The organism is Pseudomonas sp. 8Z, from assembly GCF_902506535.1.
In the GTDB taxonomy this organism is placed as follows: Bacteria; Pseudomonadota; Gammaproteobacteria; order Pseudomonadales; family Pseudomonadaceae; genus Aquipseudomonas.
In genome coordinates, this window is sequence record NZ_LR733824.1 from 147,138 (window position 1) to 172,505 (window position 25,368).

The 25,368-nt window shown below is 62.4% G+C and carries 22 protein-coding genes; 5 read left to right on the top strand and 17 right to left on the bottom strand.

Annotated elements, in window-relative coordinates; translation table 11 throughout:
• Positions 1-12: 12 nt before the first annotated feature.
• Positions 13-1,386: an ATP-dependent RNA helicase DbpA gene (gene dbpA, locus AERO9A_RS00685; protein ID WP_159970000.1), complete on the bottom strand. Its 1,374-nt coding sequence runs from the start codon at positions 1,384-1,386 to the stop codon at positions 13-15.
• A 50-nt stretch (positions 1,387-1,436) separates the two neighbouring features.
• Positions 1,437-2,843: a multidrug transporter subunit MdtD gene (gene mdtD, locus AERO9A_RS00690; RefSeq protein WP_159970001.1), complete on the bottom strand. Its 1,407-nt coding sequence runs from the start codon at positions 2,841-2,843 to the stop codon at positions 1,437-1,439.
• A 127-nt stretch (positions 2,844-2,970) separates the two neighbouring features.
• Between mdtD and torT the strand changes: the two genes are divergently transcribed.
• Positions 2,971-3,990: a TMAO reductase system periplasmic protein TorT gene (gene torT / locus AERO9A_RS00695; RefSeq protein WP_159970002.1), complete on the top strand. Its 1,020-nt coding sequence runs from the start codon at positions 2,971-2,973 to the stop codon at positions 3,988-3,990.
• Here the strand turns inward: torT and betA are convergent.
• Both betA and betB read right to left on the bottom strand, forming a co-directional pair.
• Entirely contained in the window at positions 3,987-5,696 is a 1,710-nt protein-coding gene (betA, locus tag AERO9A_RS00700; RefSeq protein WP_159970003.1) for a choline dehydrogenase, read from the bottom strand. The two genes, torT and betA, sit on opposite strands and share 4 nt — an antisense overlap.
• Before the next feature lie 146 nt (positions 5,697-5,842).
• Complete coding sequence (betB, locus tag AERO9A_RS00705) at positions 5,843-7,315, bottom strand: betaine-aldehyde dehydrogenase (RefSeq protein ID WP_159970004.1); 1,473 nt, start codon at positions 7,313-7,315, stop codon at positions 5,843-5,845.
• 407 nt (positions 7,316-7,722) lie between these two features.
• On the opposite strand from betB, the gene AERO9A_RS00710 reads away from it, so the two are divergent.
• Both AERO9A_RS00710 and AERO9A_RS00715 read left to right on the top strand, forming a co-directional pair.
• Complete coding sequence (locus tag AERO9A_RS00710; protein WP_159970005.1) at positions 7,723-8,106, top strand: hypothetical protein; 384 nt, start codon at positions 7,723-7,725, stop codon at positions 8,104-8,106.
• Positions 8,107-8,178: 72 nt separating this feature from the next.
• Complete coding sequence (locus tag AERO9A_RS00715) at positions 8,179-8,994, top strand: hypothetical protein (RefSeq protein WP_256665812.1); 816 nt, start codon at positions 8,179-8,181, stop codon at positions 8,992-8,994.
• A 50-nt stretch (positions 8,995-9,044) separates the two neighbouring features.
• Here AERO9A_RS00715 and betI read toward each other — a convergent pair whose 3' ends face one another.
• From betI to AERO9A_RS00740, 5 genes are all read right to left on the bottom strand, one after another.
• Entirely contained in the window at positions 9,045-9,638 is a 594-nt protein-coding gene (betI, locus tag AERO9A_RS00720) for a transcriptional regulator BetI (protein ID WP_159970006.1), read from the bottom strand.
• 135 nt (positions 9,639-9,773) lie between these two features.
• Positions 9,774-10,625 (bottom strand): glycine betaine ABC transporter substrate-binding protein, encoded by an 852-nt coding sequence (locus tag AERO9A_RS00725; protein WP_159970007.1) that lies wholly within the window; start codon positions 10,623-10,625, stop codon positions 9,774-9,776.
• A gap of 204 nt (positions 10,626-10,829) precedes the next feature.
• Positions 10,830-11,774: a choline ABC transporter substrate-binding protein gene (locus tag AERO9A_RS00730; protein ID WP_159970008.1), complete on the bottom strand. Its 945-nt coding sequence runs from the start codon at positions 11,772-11,774 to the stop codon at positions 10,830-10,832.
• A gap of 28 nt (positions 11,775-11,802) precedes the next feature.
• Positions 11,803-12,687 (bottom strand): proline/glycine betaine ABC transporter permease, encoded by an 885-nt coding sequence (locus AERO9A_RS00735; protein WP_159970009.1) that lies wholly within the window; start codon positions 12,685-12,687, stop codon positions 11,803-11,805.
• The gene (locus AERO9A_RS00740; protein ID WP_159970010.1) at positions 12,680-13,885 is read right to left on the bottom strand and encodes a glycine betaine/L-proline ABC transporter ATP-binding protein; all 1,206 of its coding nucleotides are present in this window, start codon (positions 13,883-13,885) and stop codon (positions 12,680-12,682) included. The genes AERO9A_RS00735 and AERO9A_RS00740 overlap by 8 nt, the downstream gene beginning before the upstream one ends.
• A 98-nt stretch (positions 13,886-13,983) precedes the next feature.
• Here AERO9A_RS00740 and AERO9A_RS22365 point away from each other — a divergent pair, with 98 nt between their 5' ends.
• Both AERO9A_RS22365 and AERO9A_RS00745 read left to right on the top strand, forming a co-directional pair.
• Positions 13,984-14,115: a hypothetical protein gene (locus AERO9A_RS22365; RefSeq protein ID WP_256665813.1), complete on the top strand. Its 132-nt coding sequence runs from the start codon at positions 13,984-13,986 to the stop codon at positions 14,113-14,115.
• A gap of 1,205 nt (positions 14,116-15,320) precedes the next feature.
• Positions 15,321-16,415 carry a GlxA family transcriptional regulator gene (locus tag AERO9A_RS00745; protein ID WP_159970011.1) on the top strand — a complete coding sequence of 365 codons (1,095 nt, stop codon included), beginning with the start codon at positions 15,321-15,323 and terminating at the stop codon, positions 16,413-16,415.
• Positions 16,416-16,482: 67 nt separating this feature from the next.
• Here AERO9A_RS00745 and AERO9A_RS00750 read toward each other — a convergent pair whose 3' ends face one another.
• From AERO9A_RS00750 to AERO9A_RS00780, 8 genes are all read right to left on the bottom strand, one after another.
• Positions 16,483-17,919 carry a PLP-dependent aminotransferase family protein gene (locus AERO9A_RS00750; RefSeq protein WP_159970012.1) on the bottom strand — a complete coding sequence of 479 codons (1,437 nt, stop codon included), beginning with the start codon at positions 17,917-17,919 and terminating at the stop codon, positions 16,483-16,485.
• Between the two features lie 16 nt (positions 17,920-17,935).
• Positions 17,936-19,372 (bottom strand): L-lactate permease, encoded by a 1,437-nt coding sequence (locus AERO9A_RS00755; RefSeq protein WP_159970013.1) that lies wholly within the window; start codon positions 19,370-19,372, stop codon positions 17,936-17,938.
• Between the two features lie 12 nt (positions 19,373-19,384).
• Entirely contained in the window at positions 19,385-19,999 is a 615-nt protein-coding gene (locus tag AERO9A_RS00760) for a glutathione S-transferase family protein (RefSeq protein WP_159970014.1), read from the bottom strand.
• Complete coding sequence (locus tag AERO9A_RS00765) at positions 19,996-21,786, bottom strand: FAD/NAD(P)-binding protein (protein WP_159970015.1); 1,791 nt, start codon at positions 21,784-21,786, stop codon at positions 19,996-19,998. Before AERO9A_RS00765 ends, AERO9A_RS00760 begins: the two co-directional genes overlap by 4 nt.
• Entirely contained in the window at positions 21,780-22,811 is a 1,032-nt protein-coding gene (gene sbnB / locus AERO9A_RS22370; protein ID WP_256665814.1) for a 2,3-diaminopropionate biosynthesis protein SbnB, read from the bottom strand. Before sbnB ends, AERO9A_RS00765 begins: the two co-directional genes overlap by 7 nt.
• 6 nt (positions 22,812-22,817) lie before the next feature.
• A complete protein-coding gene (gene sbnA / locus AERO9A_RS22375) occupies positions 22,818-23,792 on the bottom strand; it encodes a 2,3-diaminopropionate biosynthesis protein SbnA (RefSeq protein WP_256665815.1) in 975 nt (324 codons plus the stop codon).
• A 391-nt stretch (positions 23,793-24,183) separates the two neighbouring features.
• On the bottom strand, positions 24,184-24,435 hold the full coding sequence (locus AERO9A_RS00775; protein ID WP_159970016.1) for a hypothetical protein: 252 nt from the start codon (positions 24,433-24,435) through the stop codon (positions 24,184-24,186).
• Between the two features lie 123 nt (positions 24,436-24,558).
• Positions 24,559-25,332: an electron transfer flavoprotein subunit beta gene (locus AERO9A_RS00780; protein WP_159970017.1), complete on the bottom strand. Its 774-nt coding sequence runs from the start codon at positions 25,330-25,332 to the stop codon at positions 24,559-24,561.
• Positions 25,333-25,368 lie beyond the last annotated feature (36 nt).

The window sequence follows — 25,368 nt, forward strand, 5'->3', positions numbered from 1 at the left end:
CCTTGCTAGAGACTAGATCATGCGAACGCGCAGCGAGCGCCCCTTGATCTTTCCTTCGGTGAGACGTTGCAGAGCTTTTCTGGCAGCGTCACGTTGCACGGCGACGTAGGCCTGGTGCTCGAACAGGGCGATCTTGCCGACCTGATCGCCGCTCAGACCTGCATCGCCAGTCAATGCGCCGAGGATGTCGCCAGGACGCAGCTTGTCCTTGCGTCCGGCACCGATGCATAGCGTATGCATCGGTGGCAGCAGATTGAAGCTGCTGTTGTCCGCAGGCAGTGGATACCAGGCCAGGGGCTGGCCTTGTAGCGCCTCGATGGCCTGCGCTCGGCCAGCTTCGGCTGGCGCCACCAGGCTTACGGCCAGGCCTTTCTCGCCGGCACGGCCACTGCGGCCGATGCGGTGGATATGCACCTCGGCATCACGCGTGAGCTCGACGTTGATCACCAGTTCCAGCCCAGCAATGTCCAGGCCACGGGCGGCCACGTCGGTGGCCACCAGCACGCTCAGGCTGCGCCCGGCGAACAGCGCCAGTACCTGATCACGCTCACGTTGTTCCAGATCGCCATGCAGTGCGGCAGCGGAAATCTTCTCGGCTTCCAGGCGTTCGACCAGTTCTGTGCATTGCTGGCGTGTGGCGCAGAAGGCCACGGCTGGCTGCTTGCGAAAGTGCCGCAACAGTGCGGCGACGGCGTCCAGGCGCTGTGCTGGGGCAATCTCGTAGAAGCGTTGCTCGATTTGTCCGTCATCGTGCTGGGCCTGCACTTCGACGCGCTCGGGACTGCGCAGAAAACGTGAGGCGAGCTGTTCGATTCCGCTCGGATAGGTGGCGGAGAACAGCAGGGTCTGCCGACGGGCTGGGGTTTGCTCGATGATTTCGGCGATGCTGTCGATAAAGCCCATATCGAGCATGCGGTCGGCTTCGTCGAGCACCAGAGTGTTGAGACCGTCGACCTTCAGCGTGCCCTTGCGCAGGTGTTCCTGCACGCGGCCAGGTGTGCCGACGATGACATGGGCGCCGTGCTCCAGCGAGCCGATCTGTGGGCCGAAGGGCACACCGCCGCAGAGGGTCAGTATCTTGATGTTGTCGGCGGCGCGGGCCAGGCGGCGCAGTTCCTTGGCCACCTGGTCAGCCAGCTCGCGGGTCGGGCACAGCACCAGCGCCTGGCAGCCGAAGTAGCGCGGATTGAGCGGATGCAGCAGGCCGATGCCGAAGGCGGCGGTCTTGCCGCTGCCGGTCTTGGCTTGGGCGATCAGGTCGCGGCCCTTGAGGATCAGCGGCAGGCTGGCGGCCTGGATGGCAGTCATCTCGCTGTAGCCGAGGGCGGCGAGGTTAGCCTGCATGGATGCGGACAGTGGCAGGCTGGAAAAGGCGGTGGCGCTCACGGCAGAAATGTCCGGCTGGGGGGATTGGGGCGGCAGTGTAGCAGGCCGCCTTAGTCTTCCGCTGGCACCTCGACCAAGCGGCTACGTCGGCCAGCCATCGGATCGAGCTGGAGGAAGATCGCTGCCGCCAGTATGGACAGCAAGCCAACGCATAGGAAGGTGGCTTGAAACGCCTGCTGCACGTCGCTGAACTCTGCGCTGAAGCCACTGAGCAGCGCTGCCGCGGCGGCCACGCCAAGGCTCATGGCCAATTGCACCACCACTGACAGCAGGCCATTGCCGCTGCTGGCTTCGTTGTTGTCCAGGTCGATCAGGGTCACGGTGTTCATCGCGGTGAACTGCAGCGAGTTGCAGGCGCCGATCAGGCTCAATTGCACGATCAGTTGCAGCATCGCGGTGTCTTTATCGACCAACGCCAGGCTGGCGATCAGGGCGCCGAGTAGCAGGGTGTTGCTGGTCAGGACGCGGCGGTAGCCAAGGCGGTCGATCAGAGGCTTGGCCAGCGGCTTCATCGCCATGGCGGCGAGCGCCAGGGGAATCATGCTCATACCGGCCTGCGCCGGGGAGTAGCCCATCGCCAATTGCAGCAGCAATGGCGCGAGAAAGGGCAGGGCGCCGCTGCCCAGGCGGGCGAACAGATTGCCGAGGATGCCGGTGGCGAAGGTGCGGGTGGCGAACAGGCCGGGCGAGAACAGCGGCTCGGCGATACGTGCCGCGCGCAGCCAGTACACTGCCAGGCAGGCCAGGCCGCCGAGCAGTAGCAGGGTCACGCGCAGGGCGGGCAGGTTCATTTCACCGAGGCCCTCCAGCGCCACAGTGATCAGCAGCATGGCGGCGCCGAACAGGAGGAAACCGGGTGCATCGAAACGGCTGCGCTGCGGGCCGCGCAGATCCGGCATGTAGCGCATTGCCGCCCAGCAGCCGAGCAGGCCGACCGGCAGGTTGATAAGGAAGATCCAGTGCCAACTGGCGGCCTCCACCAGCCAGCCGCCGAGGGTTGGGCCGATCAACGGGCCGAGCAGGCCGGGCAGGGTGATAAAGCTCATGATCCGCACCAGCTCGGTTCGCGGGTAGGCGCGCAGCACCACCAGGCGTCCTACCGGCATCATCAGGGCGCCGCCCAGCCCCTGAATCACTCGCGCGCCCACCAGCATGGTGAGCGACTCGGACAGCGCGCACAGCAGCGAGCCGAGGCTGAACAGGGCCATGGCGCCGAAGAAGATGCGTCGCGTGCCGAAGCGGTCGGCAATCCAGCCCGAGGCCGGAATCAGCAGCGCCACGGTGAGCATGTAGGCAATCACCACCGACTGCATGCGCAGCGGATCTTCGCTCAGACTCTGGGCCATCGCAGGCAGGGCGGTATTGAGGATGGTACCGTCCAGCGTCTGCATGAAGAAGGCGATGGCGATGATCCAGGGCAATAGCCGGGCTGTAAGGGGTGTTAGCGTGACGTTCATGTTGTTCTCATGGTTGCGCTTTAATCTAGGTGTCGGGAGCCGCACGGGCAAGCCCGCTTGGTTCTGACTCCAGTGCTAGGCTTGGACTGTTGGGGTAGCGCCCGCTCGGGCATTTAAGGATGGCTTCATGCGCTGGTTATCGTTGTTGTGTTTTTTTGCCTACCAGTCGCTGCAGGCTGCCGAATGGTTTCCCTACCCGGTCGAAGTCGATGGCCGTATGCAGGACTATCGACCTGTGAAACAGGCGGCAGCGCCTTGGCGTATCTGCGCATTGCTACCCCATGGCAAGGACCGTTATTGGTGGGGCGTGGCTTGGGGGTTGAGCCAGGAGTCGAAACGACTCGGTTTGCGCCTGGGCATTTATGAAGCTGGTGGTTATGAGCATGCCGTGGTGCAGCGTGAGCAATTCGAGCAGTGTGTAGCGCAGGGCGCCGAGGCCTTCGTCCTGGCAGGCATCAATACTTATGATCTGTGCCCCATCGTAGAGCAACAGATCAAGGCGGGGCGCCCGGTGATCGATCTGGTCAATCGCCTGGAGTGCCCAGGGGTCAGCGCTCATTCACGCGTCGACTTTGCCAACATGGCGCGTGCAACCCTTGAGTACGTGGTGCAACGCAGCGTTGGTCGAGCCGTGCGGGTCGGCTGGCTGCCAGGGCCTGCCGATGCCGGTTGGGTGCAGGACGCTGAGCGCGGGTTGCGTGACGCCCTGGCCGGAACGTCCGTGACTCTGGCTCATGGTGGCTACGGCCCGGTCGATCGCAGCCGCCAAGCGCAACTGGTGCGCGAACTGTTCAAGCAACAGCCGCAACTCGACTACCTGATCGGCAATGCCGAGGCCGCAGCGTTCGCTGCGCAGTTGGTGAAAAACACGGGCGCCAAGACGCAGGTGTTGTCGTTCTATGCCACCGAGCGGGTGCTGGAACAGATTCGTGAAGGTCAGGTGCTGGCCGCGCCGACCGACTCGCCAGTAATCCAGGCGCGCATTGCGTTGGATCTGGCCGTCCGTGGCCTGCAGGGGGAAACCCTGCCGAAGCTGGTCAGTCCGAAGATCGAGATGCTCGATGCCGCCACGCTGGGGCATTTCGACCTCGGGCGGCTGATGCCGCCCGATGGGCATTGGATGATCCGCCAGGACCTGCCGAACTAGCCCGCCAGCCGCTTGCTGTCCAGGGATACGGCAGGCTGTCCGCGTACCGGTCGAGAACCCGCCACGAAATAGGGCGCGGTGCTGCGCGGCAGCGGCTGACGACCACGAATGCGGTCGGCGATCTTCTCGGCAATCATGATGGTGGTGGCGTTGAGGTTGCCGGTGATGATCTCCGGCATGATCGAGGCATCCACCACGCGCAGACCCTGCAAGCCATGCACGCGGCCCTGGCCATCGACCACCGCCATGTCGTCTTCACCCATCTTGCATGAGCAGGAAGGGTGGAAGGCGGTTTCGGCATGTTCACGGATGAACGCGTCCAGTTCGGCGTCACTTTGTACATGCGCTCCGGGGCTGAGTTCGCGGCCCCGGTATTTGTCCAGAGCCGGTTGCGCCATGATCTCGCGAGTGATTCGAATACCGTCGCGGAATTCCTGCCAGTCCTGTTCATGGCTCATGTAGTTGAACAGGATGCTCGGGTGTTCGTGCGGATCGCGGGACTTGAGGCGAATACGGCCACGGCTCGGCGAGCGCATCGACCCCATGTGCGCCTGGAAGCCGTGTTCCTGCACGCCCTTGCTGCCGTTGTAATTGATCGCCACCGGGAGGAAGTGGTACTGGATGTTGGGCCAGGCGAATTCCTCACGGGTGCGGATGAAACCGCCCGCTTCGAACTGGTTGCTGGCGCCCAGGCCCTTGCCAAGAAACAGCCAGTTGGCGCCGATGGCCGGCTGGTTCCACCACTTGGTGGCCGGGTAGATGGACACCGGTTCCTTGCAGGCGTACTGCAGGTAAAGTTCGAGGTGATCTTGCAGGTTTTCGCCGACGCCGGGCAGATCCTGCACCACGGGGATGTCGAACTCGCGCAGCAGAGCAGCAGGGCCGACGCCGGAGCGCTGCAGGATTTGCGGCGAGGCGATGGCGCCGGCGCACAGCAGCACTTCGCGGCGGGCATGAGCGACAGAGGCATCGTTCGCGTTGCCGACCAGATAGCTGACGCCGCTGGCGCGCTTGCCGTCGAACAGAATGCGATCGGTGGTGGCGTGGGTCACGATGGTCAGGTTCGAACGGGCCCGCGCCTGATCCAGATAGCCGCGCGCGGTGCTGGCGCGTCGCCCTGTCGGCGTCACCGTGCGATCCATCGGGCCGAAGCCTTCCTGCTGGTAGCCATTGAGATCGTCGGTGCGCGGATAACCGGCCTGCACGCCTGCCTCGACCATGGCGTGGAACAGCGGGTTGTTGCCGTTCTTGGGCGTGGTCACGCTGACCGGGCCGTCGCCGCCGTGGTAGTCATTGGCGCCGATGTCGCGGGTTTCCGCCTTGCGGAAATACGGCAGGCAATCGAGGTAGCTCCAGTCTTCCAGCCCCTTGGCCTTGGTCCAGTTGTCGAAGTCCATGGCGTTGCCGCGGATGTAGCACATGCCGTTGATCAGCGACGAGCCACCCAGGCCCTTGCCGCGCCCGCACTCCATGCGGCGGTTGTTCATGTAGGGTTCGGGATCGGTCTCGTAGGCCCAGTTGTAGCGCCGACCTTGCAGCGGGAAGGCCAGAGCGGCGGGCATCTGGGTGCGGAAATCCAGGCGATAGTCAGGGCCACCGGCTTCGAGCAGCAGTACGCTGACGTCTGCGTCTTCGGTCAGGCGGGTGGCCAGGACGTTACCGGCCGAGCCGGCGCCGATGATGATGTAGTCGTATTCCTGCGTCATGATTCCTCCAGTTGCCCGGCTGTTATCCGGGAAAACACGAGTGACAGTCCCCGGATTGCATCCGGGCTACGGGGCAGCGTTTTTTTGTAGGAGCGGATTTATCCGCGATGCTTTTCGCGGCTAAAGCCGCTCCCACGCTAGGGGGCTCAGAACACCGAGGCGTAGTCGCCCATTTCCAACTGCACGGACTTGATGCGGGTGTAGTGGCCGAGGGTGACCAGGCCGTTCTCGCGGCCGACGCCAGACTGCTTGTAGCCGCCCACCGGCATCTCGGCTGGCGATTCACCCCAGGTGTTGATCCAGCAGATGCCGGCTTCCAGCTTGTGGATAACCCGGTGCGCGCGATTGAGGTCGCGGGTCACCACACCGGCGGCCAGGCCGTAGGTGGTGTCGTTGGCGCGGCGGATCACTTCTTCCTCGTCGTCATAGATGAGGATGCTCATGACCGGGCCGAAGATTTCCTCGCGGGTGATGGTCATGTCATCCCGGCAGTCGGTGAACACGGTCGGTGCAACGTAGGCGCCCTTGGCGTAGTCGCCATCGGTGACGCGCGAGCCGCCGATTAACAGGCGCGCGCCTTCGCTACGGCCCTTGTCGATGTAGCCGAGCACGCGCTCCATATGGGCGAAGCTCACCAGCGGGCCGAAGTTGGTGGCGTCAGCCAGCGGGTCGCCGAGGCGGATGCGTTTGACCCGCTCCAGCACTTTGGCCTCGAAACGCGCCTGCAGCATGCGCGGCACGAACACGCGAGTGCCGTTGGTGCACACCTGGCCGGAGCTGTAGAAGTTGGCCATCACTGCGATGTCGGCGGCGCGTTCGAGGTCCGCGTCTTCGAAGATGATCAGTGGCGACTTGCCGCCTAGCTCCATGGTCACCTCCTTGAGGCTGGAGCTGGAGGCACTGGCCATCACCTTCTTGCCGGTGACGGTGCCGCCGGTGAAGGAAATCTTCTCGATGCCCGGATGCTCGGTGAGCCATTGACCCACAGTGCCGCCCAGCCCTGTGACCACGTTGAATACGCCAGCGGGCAGACCGGCCTCGGTGTAGATCTCGGCCAGTTTCAGTGCGGTCAGCGAGGTGACCTCGCTGGGCTTGAAGATCATCGCGTTACCGGCGGCCAGGGCCGGGGCGGATTTCCACAGGGCGATCTGGATTGGGTAGTTCCACGCGCCGATGCCGGCGACCACGCCCAACGGTTCGCGGCGGGTGTAGACGAAGGAGGTTTCGCGCAGCGGAACCTGCTCGCCCTCGATGGCCGGAATCAGGCCGGCGTAATACTCCAGCACGTCGGCACCGGTGACGATGTCGACGTAGCGGGTTTCGGAGAGCGGCTTGCCGGTGTCGAGGGTTTCCAGCTCGGCCAGCTCATCGTTGCGCGCACGGAGGATGTCCACCGCCTTGCGCAGAATGCGTGAGCGCTGCATGGCGGTCATCGCCGCCCACACCTTCTGCCCTTCGGCGGCGCTTGCTGCTGCGCGGTCCACGTCTGCCTGGCTGGCGCATTGCACCTTGGCCAGCACCTCGCCGGTGGCGGGGTTGATGCTGTCGAAGGTCTCTCCACTGCTGGCGGCGACGTACTGGCCACCGATGTAGAGCTGCTGTTCGGCGAAGCGTGGCATGGGCTGTCCTCTGTCTTCGATTGGCTGAGAGAACAGCCTATTTTATTTAAATTGAACGATCAATCAATAAAAACGACAGCGCGCAGCCAATCACGACATTGGATTTGAGCCTATGGGGTATCCTAGGCCGCCTTGCGCGGCGGTAAGTAAGCCAGTAACTGGTGCCTAAAAATATCGCCATTAAAGCTTCTGAGGGGCGAGCCGACCTACTAGCCATAATGGCCGTGCTTTCGGGCAGAGCGATTCTGAGCGCAATATCACAGGTATAAAGGTGCTGTCCGTGTTCGGCTCAGATCAATCGCCTGTTAGCTGGCTGGGGTAGCTTGAATCATGTTGCCCGCGATAGCCTGAAGCAGGCGCCCAGAGTTTTGTTGAAGGACGAGCGTAGCTAAATACAAGGAGTTTCTATGCAAAAAACTAGGCTGTCGGTGGCTAGTCCCATTGCCACCATCAAACTGAGACGCTCGCCCAATCCACAGGCGGGTTATATCTGCGAGTATTTCTCGGGAAGTGTTGCTCCGACTCCGGGGACGATTCAGCCATCTGCTGCTACAGCGTTCGTGCTAACGAGCGGTGCTGACATTGTTTCCGGCATGCGCTTCGTCTACACGTCAGGCACCAAAAAGTGCCGCTTTGCAGCCTCTCGCACGGTAAACGTCAGCACCAAGGTGCCGAGCTTCACCAAGACTGGTACCAGCATCGGCAGCACTCGTGCCACCTGCAATGCCACTATCACGGCGGTTCAAACTTCGCTTCCGTACAACTATACGGTCGAATTTGAAATCAAGTAATTCCGCGTTGTTTTAGCAGCATGGTTGGAGGTGGCTGGTGCTACAGCTATCTCCAACTTTTGGAGAGTGGCCATGAATATCTCGATCAAGTCTTATCAAACAAGCATCTCTGTGAAAGCTTCCGTGCAGGAGAGTGCTGCACTGGATAATGCTGCGAAGTCTGAGGCGAAGAGCTCCAGTTCGAGTGCTGCTGGGTCTGTTTTCATATCCAGTTCGGCGCAGGCACTTTATGCCCAGAGCAATGCTGCCGAGCGACAGGTCTCAATGTCCAAAGGCGAGCTGAATAGGTTGTATAATAAAGGGCAGTCCGATATATATAACTTCTCTCAGTTTATATCAAAGGGAAATTACAATCGGGATGATCTGCTCCCGAAGACAGATGACCCGTCTCGATTAGAGTTAGGGGAAAAGTCATTAGATTATGCTATCGCTAGACATCAATCACCTCCTGGAAAGGTATCCAATCCTTTTGCAGGAATGGCGCGTAATGATCTGAGTGCCGTAGTCTACGATGATTCGGGAACTTATACCGATGCTGAGCGATATTCTGCTTACGCAGAACTTAGCAGGCAGGACGAGGAATACTTTTCAAAATTATTCACCAAGATTACAAATGGTGGGGATAACCGCGAAGTATTCAAAGGCATCCTGGATTATTTCGACAACCTGCCCCCCGTAGAGAAGACGGCTTATCCGAGCGGTTATAGGGACAGCATCGAAAGCCTATATCAGGAGCAGTTGGGCCAGTGGGGGCCGCTCGCCCTAATCAAACAATCGGCGGAGCAGGATGCCGAGAAAATGTCCGAAAGTATCTTCACCCAGGAGCAATCATCGGCGGAGATGTTGCAGGCTATTTTGGAGAAGGCGATAGCGCTTTCCAAGAACTGAGCGTGATACTGCTTGTCATGTATCAGGTAGGGCGGGTGAAATCCGCCGTCCTATGCACCCGCCTTGGCCAATTGCAGGTCGAGATAGTCGTAGGCGATGCGGCGTGCCTGGGCGGTGTCGAAGGTTTCTCCGGAGAGTGCGCCGCGCAGCCATAGTCCATCGATCAGCGAGGCCAGGCCGCGCGCGGCATGGCGTGCCTGATCCTGCGGCAGGGCGCGGCGGAACTGGCCGCAGAGGTTGGAGTACAGGCGGTGGTCGTTGACCCGTTGCAAGCGCCGCAGGGCTGGCTGGTGCATGCTGCTGGCCCAGAACGCCAGCCAGGTCTTCATTGCCGGGCCGCTGACCTGGCTGTCGTCGAAGTTGCCGTCGATCATCGCGCGCAAGTGGGCCTGTGGGCTGTCATCGGTCAGCGCCTCACGTCGCCCGGCCACAGCCTCGCGCAGTGCCTTCATCAGGTGGCGCATGGTGGCTTCGAGCAGGCCGTTCTTGTCCTTGAAGTAGTGGCTAATGATGCCGTTGGATACACCCGCCAGACGGGCGATATAGGCGATGCTGGCGTCGGCCATGCCGACCTGATCGACAGCCTCCAGAGTGGCGGCTATTAGCTGTGAGCGGCGAATGGGCTGCATGCCGACCTTGGGCATTGGGCTCTCCATGGGGAACAGGAGGGCGCAGTCTAGGCGTTTTTTGATCGGCTGATCAATTAAGCAGAGCGGTTGTGCTGGCCGCGAAAATGACGAAGCGGGCCGCAGCCCGCTTCGTCTTGAGGCTGGGGAGCCTTATTTCAGCCACTCGGCAACGCGATCCGGGTTCTTGGCGATCCAGGCCTTGGCAGCCTCGTCCGGCTTGGCGCCCTCGCGGATGGCGAGCATGACCGCCCCCACTTCTTCGCCGCTCCAGGAGATCTTGCTGAGGAAGGCGGCTGCGTCAGCGGCTTTGCCCTTCAATGCGGGGTTGGCCACGGTGTCGACGTGCTCGTCATCGCCGAAGACTTTCTTCGGATCTTCGAGGAAACGCAGTTTCCATTTGGCGAACATCCAGTGCGGAATCCAACCGGTGACCACGATCGGCTTCTGGCCTTTCTCGGCGCGGGTCAGGGCGGTGGCCATGGCCGGACCGGAGCTGGGCATCAGCTTGATGCTAGAGAGGTTGTACGCCTTGATGGCGTCTTCGGTGCGGCGCATCACGCCGGCGCCGGCGTCGATGCCGGTGATCTTGCCGTCGAAGTCCTTGGCGTACTTCTCCAGATCCTCGATGCTCTTGGCTTGCACGTAGTCGGGCACGATCAGGCCGATTTTGGCACCGGCGTAGTTGGTGCCGAGAACTTCGACCTTGTCCTTGAGCTTCTCGTAGTACTCGCCGTGGGTGGCGGGCAGCCAGGCGGAGAGGGTGACGTCGAGGTCGCCACGGGCCACGCCCTGCCACATGATGGCGGGTTCGACCGGTTTCAGCTCGACGCTGTAGCCAAGTTTGCTTTGCAGGACTTCAGCCGCAACGTGGGTGACTGCGACGCTGTCGTCCCAGCCATTCACGTAGCCGATTTTCAAGGCGGGTTTGTCGGCGGCCAGGGCGCTGCCCATGCCGATAGCCAAGGCTGCAGCGCCGAGGCAGAGGTGTTTAAGTACGCGCATGTTTGTTGTGCTCCGTCAGTTGAGTGGCAGTTGCAAAATCGTTGACTGGCTCGTTCTCATTGCGGGCCTTGCGAAACCGTGTTGCGTAGCAGGTTGCCGGTTCGCGGGCAAAGCCTCCCCGTCATGGCCAATAGGCCACTGTTTTTATTGGGAGGTTTTCGGGCTAGCTCCATGGGGCGCTAGCCCGAATCGGGTTGTGACCTGTTATAGGCCTACGTGTTTCTTCACTGCGGCGACGCCGTCCTGACCATCGAAGGTGGTCACGCCGTTCAGCCACTGATCCAGCACAGCCGGGTTAGCCTTGATCCAGGCCTTGGCGACGTCTTGTGGGTTCTCTTTTTCCAGCACCTTTTCCATCAGTTGGCTTTCCTGATCGACGGTGAACTGCAGGTTGTTCAGCAATTTGCCGACGTTGCCGCAGCGTGCTTCGTAATCCGGCGGTACCACGGTGTAGACCTTGGCCGCGCCGTAGTCGGGGCCGAACACGTCGTCACCACCGGAGAGGTAGGTGATGTCGTACTGAGTGTTCATCGGGTGCGGCGCCCAACCAAGGAATACCACCGGCTGTTTCTTCTTGATGGCGCGCGAGACCTGCACCAGCATGCCAGCTTCGCTGGACTCGACCATGCGGAAGCCGCCCAGGTCGTACTGGTTGTTCTTGATCATGCCGTCGATTAGCAGGTTGCCGTCGTTGCCTGGCTCGATACCATAGATTTTGCCGTCCAACTGATCCTTGAACTTGGCGATGTCTTGAAAGCTCTTGAGCCCGGCTTCGGCCGCGTAGGTGGGGACAGCCAGGGTGTACTTGGCGCCTTCGAGGTTGGCCTTGGGCAGAACCTTGACACCATTGTCTTTGAGGAAAGGCTCGATCACCGAGTCCATCGACGGCGCCCAGTAGCCGAGGAATACATCGACCTGGCCGCTTTTCACGCCTGTGAAGGCGATGGGCACGGAGGCCATGATCTTGCGCGGCTGGTAACCCAGCGCCTCGGTCAGCGTCATCGCAACGCCCGTGGTGGCGGCGATATCGGCCCAGCCGATTTCGGCGAAACGTACCTGTTTGCAGCTAGCCGGTTCGGCAGCCATGGCGCCTTGCATCAGTGCGCAGGACAGCAGGCCGATGGCGGCAGTGGTCTTGATCGTTTTCATCTGCGGTTCCCTGTGAAGTGAAACGGAATTAGGTGGGCTGACGCTGCAGCTTGCTGCTGAACCAGGCAACGATGCCGCTTTTGGCTGCTTGCGGAGTGCCGAAGCTCTCGGTAATGCGGTCGAGGATGATGGCCAGCAGTACCACGGCCATGCCGCTCTCGAAGCCCAGGCCGATATCCAGTCGCTGGATACTGGCCAGTACATCGTTACCTAGGCCGCCAGCGCCGACCATTGAGGCGATAATCACCATCGACAGGGCCATCATGATGGTCTGGTTGACCCCGGCCATGATCGACGGCATGGCGTTGGGTAGCTGTACCTTGAACAGCAACTGCGAGCTGGTGCAGCCGAAAGACTGGCCGGCCTCAACGATTTCCTTGTTCACCTGGCGAATACCCAGGCTGGTCAGGCGTACGGCGGGCGGCATGGCGAAGATCACCGTGGCGATGATGCCGGGCACGCGACCGAGGCCGAACAGCATGGCCGCCGGGATCAGGTAGACGAATGCCGGCATGGTCTGCATGAAGTCGAGGATCGGTCGGATGATGGTCGCTACACGCTCGCTGCGCGCTGCCCAGATGCCCAGCGGAATGCCCAGCAGCAGGCTGATGAGGGTGGCGGAGAACGTCAGACCGAGGGTCACTACGGTCTGATCCCAGAAGCCCGTCATGACGATGAGGACGAACGCTACCGTGGTGAAGATCGCGAAACGCACGCCAATGCGCCACAAGCCAAGGCCGACGAAAATGGCGATCAGCAGCCAGGCCGGCGGCAGCATTAACAGGTTCTCGATGGCTTCGGAGAAGCCGCTGACTACCTGACCGATGCTGTCGAAGGCGCCGCTGTAGTTGTCCAGCAGGTGCTGAACGACATCGTTGACCCAGCTACCCAGGTCGAGTTTCTTGTCACTCATGGGATTCTCCCTGCAGTCGGGTCAGTAGGCGGCCTTTGCTGATGGCGCCGCAATAATGACCTTCGGCGTCCACCACCGGGATTGGCCCCTCGTTGTCCACCAGGCGGCTAATGACATCTTCCAGTGGCATGTCCTCCGGTACTGGCACAACTTGTTTGAGGGCATCGGCCTCAAGTGGTTTGGGTTCGTCACCATCGACCATTAGGGCGATCTTCTCCAGGCTGATGGAGCCCTGAAAGTGATTGTCCTCGTCGACGATGAAGGCGTAGTGCTTGTCCAGCTCCTGCAGTTCCTTGCAGATGCGCGCAGCATCCGGCGCTTTGCCGTTGTACACGTAGGTCGGCACGCTGTCGGCCTTGAGCTGGCCGGCGGTGAGGTAGCGGCTGGTGTCGACGGTGTCGAAGAAGTTGCGTACATAGTCATTGGCCGGTTTTTCGACCAGTTCCTGCGGGGTGCCAACCTGGATCAATTTACCGCCTTCCATGATGCCGATGCGCGAACCGATACGCATGGCTTCTTCGATGTCATGGGAGACGAAGATGATGGTGCGGCGGTGGGTCTTTTGCAGCTCCAACAGAACGTCCTGCATCTCGCGACGCTTGAGCGGGTCGAGTGCGGAGAAGGCTTCGTCCATGATGATCATGGATGGGTTGACGGTCAGCGCGCGAGCCAGACCGACACGCTGTTGCATACCGCCGGAGAGTTCGTTGGGGTATTTGCTGGCGAAAGGCGCCAGGCCGACCTGTTCGAGCACTTCCATGGCGCGCTGTTCGCGCTCCTTACGACCGACACCGGCGACTTCCAGGCCGAAGGCGGCATTGTCCAGCACACTGCGCGAGGGCATTAGGGCGAATGATTGGAAGACCATGCTCATGTCGCGGCGGCGCAGATCGATCAGTTGCGACTGCGGCAGCTTGGCCACGTTTTGACCATCGATGTAGACATCGCCGGCGCTGGGTTCGACCAAGCGGTTGATCAGGCGAATGAGCGTTGATTTGCCGGAGCCGGATAGGCCCATAAGGACGAAGATCTCACCCTCTTCGACACTGAACGATACATCGCTGACGCCAATCACTGCGCCTTTCTCGGCAAGGATCTTCTCCTTGCTCCAGCCTTCCTTGAGCAGGTCAATGGCTTCTTGTGGGTTAGAGCCGAAAACCTTGTACAGGTGCTCGACCACGATCTTTCCAGACTGCATGGGACGTTTCCCCTTCGAACGATATTCTGTCGGCGCTGCTACGGCTGGGCACGAATCATCGGTGCACAAAGCAGTAGCGGCAGGCCTCTGATACCTGTGTGGGTGTGCTGAGATTCGAGGTTGGCGAGCGTTCCGCTGCGCTGGCAGATGTCGGCATTCGTGCACATACGCCAACACGCTGGCTGGCGCTGCTGCAGCCTGTCGCGCCGTTGCTTTGTGTCGGTGAGTGATCGTTGCCTTGCCGTGCTGCAAACCGCTTTCCAAAACCTCTGGCAGTGTTTCGAACCCAGTCCCTTGGGGGTTCATGTTCCGTCCTGGAACATGCGTACATCCGAAATTTCTTATTGGGCTGGTGCCCGAATGTGGGTGAACCAGCGCTTATCTGTTCTTCGGTCTGGGGTTGTGGGCCCCAGTCTGCCGCTTCTCCATGAGAGTCGGCAGCGACGTCATCGGCTGACTCAACGATATAGCCTTGGAGTCTACGCAATTGTCGATTTACGACTCTGACGTGCTGGGCGACGACATAGCGCTTGTTCGCTGCATGCGCCTTTTTATGCCCCCGTTATCAGACCGTCGAAATGTTGCGATAAGTACCTCGCTGCACGAGATTCTGAATGGGGTAACTGGTACATGCCTTTAAAACCTTAACAGACTTTTTTACCCCCAGGTCAAATCTGGAGGCCGCACACAGCGTGGATCTCGCTCTGTTCGTCGGCCTGCAGGCACCGTCTCATGGGGGCTGCGTCCGTGTTGAAAAAAATTGACAGTGGCGTCTCGAAAAAGGTCATGTTCTCGCTTTGCGGATAGCTGACCAATTCTCGGCAGGTTGCTTGTCCATGGAGGGCTTACTGCTACGGTGGGTGTTGGCTGAAATGGTTTTTTGTTGCGGTTTAGTGATTTTTAGCTGTTTTTCTGTGCTTTTCGGTTTTGTGGTTCTGGGATTTTGCACGCGTCACCTTGCTTCAGCTTCCGGTTGTTTTAGGGGGCAGGTGGCAATGGGGATGCAAGTGGCGGTCCGTTGGTTTGGGGCGGCGCTGTGCCAGCGGTCTTGACATGAGCATTTGAATTTTGGTCTGAGGTGGGGCGAGAAAGGCTTTTTTGCCAGTTTTTGGTGCATTCAGATGTTGCCGTCATGGTTCGGTTGCAAAGGGTGTTACCGCGCAACCGTTACTGCCGCTGATTGGCCATGATGAGGCCGCATGCTGCGGTGCTACCGAAATGCACAGAACTTCCAGATTTTAGGCGTTTGCACAGGGCTATCCTGGGCCGCCGAGAGCCAAATTAGGGCGTGCCGTGCGTTTGTTGAATGTTCGATCAATTTAGGCATGGGCTTTGCGTAATATCTGTGACTAGCTGGTCTCGAATCAGCGCCATAACAAAACCGCGACCCGTTCACCGTCGGGTCGGTACCGTGCTTAGCGTGAGGGCTTCACCAATGTCGCAGTTCAGCCAAGGGGCGCAGCCCCAGAACCGTGTTCCTCAATCTGTCGGCTTCCTGTTGTTGGACAACTTCACGCTTATCTCGCTCGCCTCGGCGGTAGAACCCTTGCGCATGGCCAATCAGCTATCCGGCAAGGAGCTTTATCGTTGGCACACCCTCACACATGACGGCCAGCCTGTGGTTGCCAGCGATGGTCTGCGAATTACCCCGGATGCGGCGATGCAAAGCTCGCCGGCATTGGATGCGGTGATCGTCTGCGGCGGCGTGGATATCCAGCACGCCGTCAAGCGTGAGCACGTCAGTTGGTTGCAACTGCAAGCGCGTCAGGGGCGTCAGCTTGGCGCGGTGTGTACGGGGAGTTGGGCGTTGGCCAAGGCCGGACTGCTCGATGGCTACGACTGCAGCGTGCACTGGGAATGCTTGGCTTCGATGCAGGAAGCCTTCCCGCGGGCGGCCATCACCACGCGGCTGTTCTCCATTGACCGTAATCGCAATACCTCGTCCGGCGGCACGGCGCCGATGGACATGATGCTGCACATGATTGGCCAGCAGCATGGCCGTGAGTTGGCCGCCGGTATCTCGGAAATGTTCATCTACGAGCGTATCCGCAACGAGCAGGATCACCAGCGCGTGCCGCTCAAGCACATGCTCGGTAGCAACCAGCCCAAGCTGCAGGAAATCGTCGCGCTGATGGAGGCCAATCTGGAAGAGCCGATCGACCTCGACGAGCTGGCCTGCTTCGTCGACATCTCGCGGCGCCAGCTTGAGCGCCTGTTCCAGAAGTATCTGCACTGCTCGCCATCGCGCTATTACCTCAAACTGCGCCTGATCCGTGCACGCCAGTTGCTCAAGCAAACCAGCATGTCGATCATCGAAGTGGCCTCGGTTTGCGGCTTCGTTTCCACTCCGCACTTCTCCAAGTGCTACCGCGAGTATTTCGGCATTCCGCCACGCGATGAGCGTGCCGGTCAGCAGGGAAACAACCTGGTGGTGCTGTTGCCGATTCCTGATCAGCAGGTCAATTCCAGTGCGGTGCTGGCGCTCAATCGTGCGCAGGGTGAGTCGACCTTCGCCAGTGTGCGTATCTAGTTCTCAGTAAGCCAAGGGGCTGCGTTGCCTGAGCTGGCCACGCGTACAGTTCGCTTTGCGTCGATGGCTAAACCGGTCGTTCAGGCTGCGCCAGCAAAGCACACTCCCCCAATACTCGTAGACCCTTGGCCAACCCTGGAGAAAGTGGCCTGCCCAGGCATAATCTTAGGCCCGTAGTGGGCTGACCATCAGCGAAGAAGATGCCGCTGCTCGCAATATGGCAGCCCTGCTGATGTGCCAATTGTTGCAGCATGGCCATGTCGGTACCCATTGGTAATTCCAGCCAGTGGATGAACCCTCCACATGGCGGTACGTAAAGCGTGCCTGGCGGGAATGACGAATTCACCAGTGCTCGCATCACTTCGCTCGTGGTGGCCAGTTGTTCGCGTAACCGAGCGCAGTGTTCTTCCATGTACCCACGGCCGATGAACTCGTTCAGCGTGCTTTGTGCGAGGCTCGATACCGCCAGGTTGCGCGAAAACATCTGTGCGAGGATAGCGTCGCGGTACTTACCGGCCACGCACCAGCCCACCCGGAAGCCCGGGGCGACGGTCTTGGAGAACGATGAGCAGTAGATGGTCTGCCCGGTGCTGTCATAGCTCTTGAGCGCGCGTGGCCGCTCGGTTTCCGGCACCAGGTCGAAGAAGATGTCGTCCTCGATGGTCGGTACATCGGCCTCGCCGGCCAGTTGCGAGAGCCTGGCGCGGGCTGCCTCGGGCATGATGAAGCCGCGCGGGTTCTGCAGGGTCGGGTTGAGGAAGATCACATCTACTTTTTTAAGCTTCAGCGCCTCTTCGAGGTGGTCCATGTCGATCCCGGTTTCCCCGTGGGTGCGCATGGGCAGCGCACGCATTCCCAGGCGCTCGATGGTCTGCAGGATTCCGTAGTAGGTGGGGGTTTCGATGGCCACCGTGGCGCCGCGCTGGGCCACGGCCTCCAGGGCCAGTTCCAGGGCGACGGTATCGCCGGAGGTCACCAGCACTTCGTCCGGGCCGCAGATCACGCCCCGGGTCAGCATCAGCCCGGCAATGCGCCGGCGCAGCGCCGCATGCCCAGGTGGCGTCACCAGCCCGGCGATGGCCAGGTCGGCCTTGTTGGCCAGTGTGGTCATGCACTTGTTGAGCAGCACGTGGGGGGTGAGGTCGTCATGCAGCACGGCTGAGCTCAGCGACAGGGTGGTGCGGCTGGCCGCCTGGGAGAGCATGGCGACCACCGCGTGGTTGACGTTGACCGTGACGCTGGAGAAGTTGAAATGGCTGGCTGGGTTGGCGCGCCCCGCCGCCGACACGAAGTAGCCAACCCGCGGCTCGGTCAGCACATAGGCGTTGGCTTCGAGGTCGGCCAGCGCCCGCTGTACGGTGGTGATGCTGGTGTCGAACAGGCGGGCCAGGGTGCGGATCGACGGCAGCTTGGTTCGCGCCGGCCATTCACCGCTGTCGATCTGGCGGATGATCCAGTCATTGACTATCCGCCAGCGTTTATCAGGTGTTTCGAACCGATCCATGGTGCCTCTTGTCAGCTCAGGAATTACCTCCCAGAACATAAAGTAAAACCACCCCGGTTGCAGCAACGATGGCGATGTTCAGCGCCACCAGGCCGAAGGCGAAGCGGATCAGCCCGTGCTCTTCATCGCGGTTGGCGGCCGCCAGCCCGGTGATCAGCGACAGGATCGACAGCGAGCCCAGCGCACCATGCCCGGCGGCGCTGTTGACCATCGCCGCCAGCCACGGCCCGTAGTCACTGCCCAGGGCGGCGATCGACGGCATCACCAGGGTGTTGCCGCCCACGTTGGAGCCGGTGACGTAGCCCGCGATACCCGCCAGCAGCGCCACGATCGGCGCCAGCGAAATCCCCGACAGCGATTGCAGGGCGCGCTGCGCCTCGACCAGAAAGCCCGCGTTGACCATCACCTGCGACAGCAGCAGGAACAGGAAGATGGTCGCCACCGGAAACTTGGCGCGCTTGAACAGCGAGGCCCACGGGAAGCTGCCGTCGGCGCGTTGGCGCAGGGTCATCAGCACGGTGACGATCAGCAGCGCCAGCCCCGGCGAGGCCAGCGGCTTCCACGACACATGCTCGCCCTTGATCACCCACACACCATCCCAGCCCGACAATACGAACAGTGCGCGCGAGGCGACGATCACCCCCAGCAGCGCCAGGTACGGCCAGGCCGCCGCCGGCCAGCGTACCAGGCGCTTGCGCTGCAGGTACGAAATCACCAGGCCCACGGCGGCCACGGTCAGCCCCGCCAGCACCCCCGATACCTCAGGCCCGACAAAGCGGTTGATGCCGTACAGCACCGCGCTGAACAGCACCGATACCGCACACAAGCCCAGCCACGGCAGGGTGCTGCGAATGCCGGTCAGCCACAGGGCGATGCCCGCCAGCACCAGGAACACCGGCGCGCTGATCAGCGCCGAATGGCTGCCCAGCTCGTTGGCCGGCAGATGGGTGAGCAAGCCGCCGATCACCGTGGCCAGGCCCAGGGTGCCCCACGGCATGATGACCATGCCAGCCAGGGCGATCTTCATCCCGGCCTGACGCGAAAACAGCCCCATCAGCAGCGGCACGGTGGCGATCAGCGAGACGCCGAAGCCGGTCATCGCTTCCAGCAGCGGCGCCAACCCCAGCACGATGAAGATCACCTGCGCCGGTGGCTTCCAACCCAGCTCGCGCACCCAGGCTCCGATCGCCTGAGGCGCGCCGCCGCGCTCCACCAGGATGACGAAGGCCAGCCCCGGCACGATCACACAGGCGGTGCTGAGGAACAGGATCATTGTGTCCTTGATGATCGCCGAGCTGGCGGCGGCCGACAGCGGCGCCGCGGCGCCCATGCCCCACAGCAGGAAGACCACCGCGACGCCGACCAGCGCTGCCTGAACGGGGGGGCGACGCACCAGCAGGATCAGGGCGATCACCAGGCCGATGGGCGACATTTGCAACAAGAGAGCAGCCATGTGCTGTGTTCCTTAATCGTGGGTCTGACCGCTGTACTCGGTGGCGCGCATCGAGGGGCGGTCGCAGAAACGCTGGTACCAGGCGTTCAGGCGCGGGTGCTGGGAGAAGTCCGAGAGCTCGCGGAACACGATCCAGTCCAGGGCGGTGCCCAGTGCCACGTGGCCGACGTTCAGCGGGCCGTCGAGGTCGACCTGCTGTTCGAGGTAGCGATACGACTCTTCAAGCTTGTACTTCTGGCCCTCGCCATAGGCCGGGTAGCGCAGGTGCGCCGGGCGGCGCTCGACTTCCCAGCGCAGCTTGATGCCGACATCGCACAGGCCCTGGGCCAGCGCCTGCAGGCGCAGGGCCTGGTAGCGCTCGGGGCCTTGGGCCGGGATCAGCTTTGCGCCTTGGTGCAAGGTGTCGAGGTAGTCGCAGATCACGATCGAGTCGAACAGCGCCTCGCCCTCGGGCAGTATCAGCACCGGCACCTTGCCCAGCGGGTTGGCCTGGTAGATGGTCTCGTTGCGGGTGGTGGGGCTGGTCTCGTGGTGGATCACCTGCAGGCGCTCGGCGAGCCCGAGCTCATGGGCCATCACCAGCACCTTGCGGGCGTAGGGCGAGTGGGTCTGGTAGTAGAGCTTCATGGGGCGGTCCCTGTGTCGAGGATGGCCGAGGCGGCCTTGTGGGCGTCGATGAACAGCCGCGACGGCGCGCCTGCCGAGGTGACGTAGTGGTTGTAGTAGCACGAGCCTTCGGCCAGCGGCCCGAGAACCCAGAGGTTGCGCACGGGTTCGCCGCTGCTGGCGCGCGGGTGGCAGGCAGCGTCGACATCGATGCCATCCAGGCCCGGCAAATCGGTGCGCGGGCGGATCAGACCAAGCCGCGCCAGGTCGCGCACCGGGGCGCAGTCGCTTTCGTGCACGCCACTGCCCTGCACGTAACCGGCCACGCGCTGGTAAGGCTTGGCGGCTGGCACGGCGCCCGGCTGCAGGAAGGTCAGCAGCCCGGCGTCGCAGAGGGCCAGTAGGTCGGCGTGGCGCTCCTTCTGCGGCCCGGCCACCAGGCGGTTGATCGCCTTGTGCCAGCGGCCGTAGAACTGCCGGTGCGAAGTCTCGGTGAGGCCGTCGAAGTCGACCGCCTCGCGCAGCCGGTCACGTAGGTCGCGCCACACCTCGATGGCCGCCTTGACCGGCGACTCGGCGCGGCCGATGCGGGCCTCGTGCAGGTCGGCCTCGATGGCGTCGTAGATCCACGCATGGTAGTTGTGCACGCTCACCTGCGCCGGCAGGCTGTGCAGGATCAGCGCCTGCGGATCAATGGCGCCGGACAGCGCCTCGTAATGGCGCAGCAGGCCCTCGCTTTCGCGGGTGTCGGTGGGCGTTTGTAGGCTGACGGTGCGCAGTTGCTCCAGCACTTCACGGTGGCGCGCTGGGTCGGTCTTGGCGTGTAGCACCGCCACGCCGGCCGCGCGCATTTCCAGCAGCATGCGCGGCAGCACGTCACGCTCGAAGTCCAGCTGACCGTTCGGCGCTTGCTGGCGCAGCGCATCGATATGGGTGCTGGTGAGGAAGATCGGCTTGTGCCGTGGCGCCCGGGTCAGGCCATTGGGGCGCGCGCGGAACGGCAGGCCGTCACGCGACTGGATATAGATCACCGGCTCCCTGCCGGAGGGGAAGTACACATGGCTGGCATCGGCCATGCGGTGGTAGGCGCCACCGCGGCCAGCGGTCAGCGCCGCCAGGGTATCCATCGCCCCCAGGCCCAGCCCTTCGAGCAGCACGGCTTCGCCGGCGGCGATGCTGTCGAGACTGCCCGGCAGCGGGTAGATATCGCCCACCCGGCCTTCCTCGTCAGCGCGCACCCGCCCGGTGTGGCCGACGGTCAGGATCAGCCGGTCCACGGTCACGCTGTCGCCCGACGGCAGCTTGAGCTGGTAGGCCTGCTGCGCATCGGTGCGCAGGCCGACCACCGGGTGTGGGTGCAGGCGTACGGCCACCCAGGCGGGTGCGCTGCTCAGGATGCGCGAGAAGGCGTCGGCCAGGTAGCTGCCGAGCAGCCGGCGCGGGAGGAAGTCCTCCGGCTCCACCGCGCGCCCCTCTTCGGCCACTAAGCCGGTTTTCGGGTCGACCTTGACCCCCTTGGCCCGGCACCAGTCCAGGAAGTCCGGGCCGGTGCGTTCGCGTGCATCGTGCAGGGTGCCGAAGGCCGCCGCGTCGGGGTACACCCCGAGTTGCCCGGCCACGGTGTTGAGCAGCAGGTAGTCAGGCTGGTTGGGCCAGTGGGTACCGGTGCCGAACACATTGGGGTCGAAGATATCGATCACCAGCGGCTGTTGCGGGCGGGTTTCGGCGATGCTCAGCAGGCGCTCGAAGATCGACAGCCCGCGCGAGCCGCAGCCCACCAGGCCGATGTGCAGGAGTTTGCTCACCATCTGCGCTCCTCTCCGAAGAACGACGGCACGGCGACTGCCGAGCCTTGTTCGAGGGCGACGTCATGGATACGCCGGCCCAGAGCCAGATCGAGGATGCCCATGCCGAACGGCGAATAGATCAGTGGCTTGTCACGTTTCACCTGTAGTTCGCCTCGCAGGATCTGCGCCACGGTGCCGGTGACGAAATCGCGGTGGCCGAAGCGCTGCTCGGCCAGATGCGGCGAAGTGTTGGCCTTGAGGCAGTGGCTGACGTCGTCGAAGTAGTTGTAGCTGGCGGCGATGATGCCGGCATCGATGTCGCGCAGCGAGATGTTCAGCACGATCTGGCCTGGGCGGAAGGTGTCGTCGCCGCTGACGTACGGGGTGCCGGCGCTGGTGGCGAACACCACGATATCGGCCTTGAGCGCTTCTTCCAGCGACCACAGTTGCACCTGCGGCAGGCCCAGTTGCTCACCGAAACCGGCCAGTGCCTCGGCCGACTCGCGGTTGAGGTCATGCACGCCGACCTGGCCGAACGACCAGTCGTCGCCGATGAAGGTATCGAGGATGTTGCGGGCGATTACGCCGCCGCCAATGATCGACAGGCTGCCGGCGCGTTTGTGTTGGTCATTGAGCAGCCAGGCGCCCAGCACGGCCGAGGCGGCGGTGCGCACGGCGCTGATCAGCGCGCCTTCGAGCAGCGCGTAGGGGTAGCCGGTTTGTGGGTCGTTGAGGATCAGTACCGCCGAGGCCCGTGGGATGCCGGCGTGGATGTTGTCCGGGTAGCTGGCGATCCACTTGATGCCTGATACCGACTGTTCGCCCTGTTTGTCGACGATCGCCGCCGGCAGGGCAATGATGCGGTTGGCCGGCTCTTCGGGGAAACGCAGGAAGTAGCTGTCCGGGTTGACGGTTTCGCCGCGCTCGTGGGTGAGGTAGGTCTGCGCGACCACCTCGATGGCCTCCTGGCGCATGCTGGCAAGGATGTCCTTGACGGTGGCGCCGGGGATCACGTGGAACGGGGATATCGAAGCTTGTGCGGTCATGACTGGTTACGCTGTAAGGGAGAGAGGGAATTCGGGGAACAACGGTTGCAGCGCGTCCGGGCCCAAGCGTTGGCTGATCCAGTCGTCTGAAAAGAGGGTTTCCAGGTAGCGCTCGCCCATGTCCGGGGAGATCGCCACCACCACATCGTCCGGGCGGATCTGCGCTGCCCACTGCTGCACGCCGGCCAGCACCGTGCCGGTGGAACCACCGAATAGCAGGCCGTAGCGCTGCGCCAGCCAGCGGCACACCTGCACTGTGCGCACCTCGGGCACGGTGAGAAAGGCATGGATATCGCTGGGCTCATAGATTTCCGGACGGCGGCTGGTGCCCAGGCCCGGGATATGGCGGGTGCCGCCGGGCAGGCCGAAGGTCACTGAGCCGGCCGAGTCCACTGCGATCACTTTGGTGCGCGGGTGGTGGTCGGCGAAGTAGCGCTTGCAGCCCATCAGCGTGCCGGTGGTGCCAGCGCCGACGAACAGGTAGTCGACATGCCCGAACTTTTCGGCGATGGCCCGCGCTGTGGCGTTGTAGTGGGCCAGCGGGTTGTTCGGGTTCTGGTACTGGTTGAGCCAGATGTAGTCAGGGTTCTGCGCGACCATCTGCTCGATCAGGCGGATACGCGAATAGAGGAAACCACCGTTTTCGTCGCGCTGGTCGACCACGATCACCTGCGCGCCCAGGGTCTGGATCAGCTTGCGGTTGGGCGCCGAAGTGTTGGGGTCGATGACGCAGACGAACTGGTAGCCCTTGGCTGCGCAGACCATCGCCAGGGCCACGCCGAGGTTGCCCGACGAGGATTCGATCAGCCTCGTTCTGGGCGTGATCAGCCCACGGCTTTCAAGGTCGGCGATGATCGCGTGGGCGGTCTTGAGCTTGATGGAGCCGGCCGGGTTCAGGCCCTCGATCTTCAAGTGCACCTTGGCACTGCACAACTGATCGACCTGAACGTAGTTATTTTCGTTTATTAATTGCTTGATCACTCATACGTCCTTGTTAGTTTTTCCGAGCGAAGCGTGCCGTTCGTATCAGTACCGCTGGCTTTGAGTAGCGCGGTAGCGGGGCTGTGGGTAGTGGGTTTTAAGGTTTTACAAACGCGCTTTTCATCCATGGACAGGATGGTGCTCGTGATGTTTGGGGTTGGCATGCAGGCGCGCCAGGCGCAACTGGCGTTGCGAGAGCGATGGTGCGGGAACGGGTTGGTGAGGTGACAGATACAGAAAAGCGGGATTTTTCAATACAGGGGCGCAGTCTTGGCGAGGACTTGGCAAATGGCTGGCCTACAGCCAACCAGACAGGGAACCCTTTTTCATGGGAGTAGGTGCGAGTGTGGCGCCAAGAAAAAGCCTCCGTTAGGAGGCTTGGTTTCAGGGTTCAAGCAGGCTTGGGCGCCAGCGCCGGCAGCAGATGCCGACTGATGGCTTCGCGTACGTTTGGTAGCAACGTGGCGCTGCCGCCAAGCAGCTCTTCCACCAGGCGGCGCAGAGCCACGGCGCGCTCCGCGCTGAGGCCGCTGACGGCCAGTTCGCAGGCCTGCTCGGGCGAAGCGCCCGCAGGGATGCTAAGGCCCAGCGCCACCAGGCGCTCGCGGAAGTCTTCCTGGTCGATCAGGTCGGCATGCATCATGGTCGTGGCTCCTTATGACGAGGCAAGCGTTTGAAACCCAGGCGAGTCGACAGGGTATCCGGATATTACGCGTTTCCTTCGCACGGCGGTCGGCGCGAAGCCTTGGCTTCGAGCGCCACCCTGTTAGCGTAGGACGCCTTCTTCGATCAGCAGCTTGAAGATAGCTTCCGCGCCGTCTTGTGGCGAGACATCCTTGAGCACCTGGCCGCCACCACCGCTGGCTTTGGCCGTCGCCGCCTTCATCCGTTCCGCACCAGTCTTGGCCTTGATCACTTTGAGGCGCTTGGGGCGTGGCTTGGCGGGCTGCAGGCTGGCCTCGGCCAGCAAGGTGTCATCCACCACGGTGACTTCGTGCGCTTCGATCTGCCCGCGACGGGCCGGGCCGAAAGCGCTCTGGCGGGCGACCGGGGCGGCGTTGTCGACGCTGGCCACGCACGGCAAGCGTACCTTCAGGCGCCGCCGCTGACCGCGTGGCAAGGCCTGCAGCACCTGAGCCACTCCGTTTTCCACCTTTTCCACCTCGGCCAGGCCGACCACCATCGGCCAGCCCAGGCGTTCGGCGAGCAGGAAGGGCAGCATGCCGGAACCTTCGCCGGTTTCCGCCTGGCTACCGGTGAGCACCAGTTGCGTGCGGCTGCCTTGCAGATAATCGACCAGCAGCGGCAGAGCGTCGGCGCCTTCCGGTTGTTCCAGTACGTCAAGCTGTTCCAGGCCCATGCCCAGGTAACCGCGCAGGGCTTCGGCCTGTGGGTCGCCCGCATGCAGCAGTTGCAGATTGGCCCCGCTCAGGCGCAGGCCGAGTTCGACGGCGCGAGCGTCTTGTTCGGCGCGGCGTGGGCGGCCGGAGGTGGGGTGGGCGCCGACCGAGACCAGGGCGACGATATTCAGGTCAGTCATTTGGGCAACCTCGAACCGTGGGAGCGGCTTTAGCCG